Below are 3926 nucleotides of genomic sequence, written 5' to 3'. Positions count from 1 at the left end.
GCCTTGTTCGGCAAGCCAGAAGTCCGCTACGCAGCCGGCTAACCACGGCACCTTTGGGTTACTGGTCAATATGTGGGGGCGACGATGCGGGCAGGAATCAGGGTTGCGGTGATCGGCGCCGGCGCGGCCGGCCTCGCCACCGTCAAGGCACTGCGCGACGCCGCGGTGCCGACCGTGTGTTTCGAGGCCACCGACCAGGTCGGCGGCCTCTGGGTGTACGGGGCGCCCGACTCGCCCGCGTACCGCACGCTGCACCTGAACACCAGCCGTGGCCGTACCGAGTTCGCCGACCACCAGATGCCCGCCGACTGGCCCGACTACCCGGACCACACCCGGGTCGCCGGCTACCTGGCCGACTACGCCGACCGTTTCGGGCTGCGCGACGCCATCCGCCTGCGGCACACCGTCGAGCGGGTCACCCGGCGCCCCGACGGCGCGTGGACGGTCGCCGCGACCGGGCCGGACGGACCGATCGAGGTCACCGTCGAGGCCGTGGTCGTCGCCAACGGTCACAACCGGGTGCCACGGCTGCCCGACCCGCCGTACCCCGGCGCCAGCACAGCCGAGCAGATGCACAGCCACGACTACCGTGGCCCCGAGCAGTTGGCCGGCCGGCGTGTCCTGGTCGTCGGCGGCGGCAACTCGGCGATGGACATCGCGGTGGACGCCTCGTACGTCGCCGAGCGGACCCTGTTGTCGCTGCGCCGGGGCGTCTGGGTGGTGCCCAAGTACCTGCTGGGACGCCCCTCGGACACCCTCAACGGCGCGCTGGCCCGCCGCCTCCCGTGGCGACTGCGCCAGCGCATCAGCCAGACGGTGCTCGCCACCGCCGTCGGCAACCCCGCCCGCTACGGGCTGCCCGCGCCGACGCACGGCTTCCTGCAGGACCATCCGACGCTCTCCGACGGCCTGCTGTCCCGACTGACCCACGGCGACGTCGAGGCCCGCCCCGGCGTCGCCGCCCTGGACGGCGACCGGGTCACGTTCACCGACGGTCGCGCCGACCAGGTCGACCTCATCGTCTGGTGCACCGGATACCGGGTGGAGATCGGGTTCCTGCCGCCCGAGCTGCTGGGCGGCGGGGCCGACACCCTCGCGCTGTACCGGCACGTGTTCCACCCCGAGGCCCCCGGCCTGACGTTCGTGGGGCTGACGCAGTCCACCGGCTCGGCGTTCCCGCTGGTCGAGGCGCAGGCCAAGCTGATCGCCGCGCAGCTCGCCGGCCGGTACGCCCTGCCCGACCCGGCGCGGCAGCGGGCCGCCTGCCGGGCCGAGCTGCGGGCGGCGACGGCCCGCTGGGGCCAGCGCCGCCCGGCGATGCGGGTGGACTTCGACGCGTACCTGGCCGAGCTGACCCGAGAGCTGAAGGCCGGAGCACGCCGGTGACGAGCCTGACCGGCCGGCGGGTCCTCGTCACCGGGGCGAGCGGCACCTTCGGTCGACACCTCGGCGTCGCGTTGCGCGCCGGTGGCGCCCGGGTGGTGGGGCTCGACCTGCGCGCCCGCAACGAAGATCACCTGCCCGTGCTCGGCTGCGACCTGACCGACCCGGCGGCCGTCCCCGCCGCGGTGCGGGAGGCCGTCGCACGACTGGGAGGGCTCGACCTGCTGATCAACAACGCCGGGGTGGGTGGTCCCGCCCCGGCCGAGTTGCCGCCCGACGAGGTGGTCCGCCAGCAGTTGGAGGTCAACCTGCTGGCCGCCTGGCGGACCACCGCCGCCGCGCTGCCGGCCCTGGTCGCCGTGCGCGGGCGGGTGATCTTCGTGGCGAGCCGGATGGCGGTGCTGCCGCTGCCCCTCGCCGCCGCCTACGGGGTCAGCAAGCGGGCCCTCGTCGCGTACGCCGACGCGCTGCGCCACGAGGTGGGCACCCACGTCGGGGTGAGCGTCGTCTACCCCAGCATGGTCGCCTCACCGATCCACGACAGCACCGCCGAGGCGGGCCTGTCCCTGCGGGGAGTGTCCCGCCCGGAGCTGGCCGTCGGCCGGCACGCGCCCGCGCTGGCCGACCGGCTGGTGCGCCGTACCCTCGCCGCGCGGCTCGCCGCCGGTGACCTGGACGCCGCGCCGCTGGCCGCCGGGATGCTGCGTCGGCACCGTGACCCTGGCTGAGCGGGAATGCTCGACGGCCCGGCCGCGCTGATCCGTGGCAGCACGCGCCGCCGCCGGTGGCGGCGTTACCGTGGTGTCAGAGGAGGTGCCGCAGGGTGACCGAGGCGTGGGACGCGGCCGTGGAGGCGCAGATCCGAGGGGCCATGCAACGCGGCGAGTTCGACAACCTGGCCGGCATGGGCAAGCCGATCCCCGGGCGCGGAATGCCGTACGACGAGTCGTGGTGGATCAAAAGTTTCCTGGAGCGCGAGAAGCTGCCCAGCGACCTGCTGCTGCCCACACCGCTGCAACTGCGCCGACGCGTCGAGCAGGTCCCCGACGAGGTCCGCGACCTGCCCACCGAGCAGTCCGTACGGGCCTTCGTGGGGCAGCTCAACGCCCAGATCGTCGCCTGGCTGCGTAACCCCGACGGTCCCCGGGTGGCGGTCCGGCCGGTGAACGCCGACGAGGTGGTCCGTCGTTGGCGTGCCGAACGGGCGCGTCCCGAGGTCACCGCCACCACCACCGCGCCGGCCACCACCGCGCCGGCCACCACCGTCGCGCCCGCCCGCCGAGCCCGCCGGGGCTGGTGGCTGCGCTGGCACCGCCGGCGCTGACCTCGGCCGAACCGAACAGATCCGTACGGTCCCGAACACCTGGTTCCGGGGCCGTGCCCGGCAGCGTCGCTACGGTCGGGACCGGGCGATCTGACGGCAGGCACGGGATGCGGGGGCGACGTGAGCGAGCGCGCCGCGACGTACGCCGAGGTGTTCGCGGTACGCGAGTACCGCCAACCGCCACCTGTTCGCCTGCTGTCGCTGCGCGGCGCGCTGCTGGTGAACGCCGCCACGTTCCTCGTCTGCGCCCTGCTGATCGCGCGCGGCGTGCGGGCACGCCCGGCGCCTCGGACGCCGCTGAACCCCGCCCGACGTGCTCGCGCGGACGGCCTGCGGCTGGTCTTCGCCGACCCCTGGCTGCGCGCCTACGTGCTCGTCCTGTGGACGGCCAGCGCCTTCACCTACGCCGCCGAGGGGCTGATGGCCCCGCTGGCCGGGCAGTACGACGGCGACTCCGCCACCGTGGGGCTGTTGCTGGCCGCCGCGCCGACGGGCATGGCGCTCGGCGGAGTCGCCCTCACCCGGCTCTGTCCGCCGGCGGCCCGCCCGCGGCTGATCCGGCCCTGGCCGCGCTGTCCGCCGGTGTGCTCACGGCAGCGTGGACCGTTCCGCCGCTGTGGGTGGTGCTGGTGATGTTGGGGCTGGCCGGGGCCGCGAGCGCCTTCGCCGTACCGCTGAACGCCCTGTTCGGCCGGGCGGTGCCGGCGGTGCACCGGGGACGGGCCTTCGGGGTCGCCATCACCGGCCTGAGTGGCCTGCAGGGAACGGCGATGGTCCTGGCGGGTCTGGCCGCCGACTGTTGGTCGGCCACCACGGTGATCGGGTGCAGCGGAGTGTCGGGGGCGGTGGCGGTCCTCGCCCTCGGTCCGTTGTGGCGGCGTGCCGTCGCGTCGGCGCCGTTCGGGGACACCGTCGAACAAGGCCGAACGACCCCGAACGCCGAAAGCCTACCGCCGAGGTGGGCGGCGGTAGACGCTGAGGTCGTCGGGCGGGCACGGGGCCGCCCTGAAGGGGGAAGGAGAAGCGCATGCGTGGCGTTCGCGAGCGTGGCATCAGCTGGACCTGACCGTGACGGTGCGCGGACCGTCGACGTCCCTCCTCGGAGGACGCTGCGGCCGTGCACGACGAGAGGCGCGGGGGGGGGGGGGGGGGGGGGGGGGGGGGCCCCCCCCCCCCCCCCCCCCCCCCCCCCCCCCGCCCCCCCCCCCCCCCGGCCCCC

4 protein-coding genes are annotated in these 3926 nt (G+C 75.3%); all 4 read left to right on the top strand.

The window, feature by feature from the left end; translation table 11 throughout:
• Positions 1-84: 84 nt before the first annotated feature.
• The 4 genes from ACLQ24_RS28835 to ACLQ24_RS28820 all read left to right on the top strand — a co-directional run bounded on the left by ACLQ24_RS28835 (position 85) and on the right by ACLQ24_RS28820 (position 3340).
• Positions 85-1386: a flavin-containing monooxygenase gene (locus ACLQ24_RS28835; protein ID WP_425894890.1), complete on the top strand. Its 1302-nt coding sequence runs from the start codon at positions 85-87 to the stop codon at positions 1384-1386.
• Positions 1383-2111 carry an SDR family NAD(P)-dependent oxidoreductase gene (locus tag ACLQ24_RS28830; protein ID WP_425894889.1) on the top strand — a complete coding sequence of 243 codons (729 nt, stop codon included), beginning with the start codon at positions 1383-1385 and terminating at the stop codon, positions 2109-2111. Before ACLQ24_RS28835 ends, ACLQ24_RS28830 begins: the two co-directional genes overlap by 4 nt.
• 95 nt (positions 2112-2206) lie before the next feature.
• Positions 2207-2707, top strand: a complete 501-nt coding sequence (locus tag ACLQ24_RS28825; RefSeq protein WP_425894888.1) for a DUF1992 domain-containing protein — start codon at positions 2207-2209, stop codon at positions 2705-2707.
• Positions 2708-2827: 120 nt separating this feature from the next.
• Positions 2828-3340, top strand: coding sequence for a hypothetical protein (locus ACLQ24_RS28820; RefSeq protein WP_425894887.1), 513 nt, complete (start codon positions 2828-2830; stop codon positions 3338-3340).
• Positions 3341-3926 lie beyond the last annotated feature (586 nt).

The sequence above is a fragment of the Micromonospora sp. DT4 genome (assembly GCF_049841675.1).
Taxonomy (GTDB): domain Bacteria; phylum Actinomycetota; class Actinomycetes; order Mycobacteriales; family Micromonosporaceae; genus Micromonospora.
The sequence above is the reverse complement of the archived record's forward strand: the minus strand, read 5'-3'. Positions and strand labels throughout refer to the sequence as shown.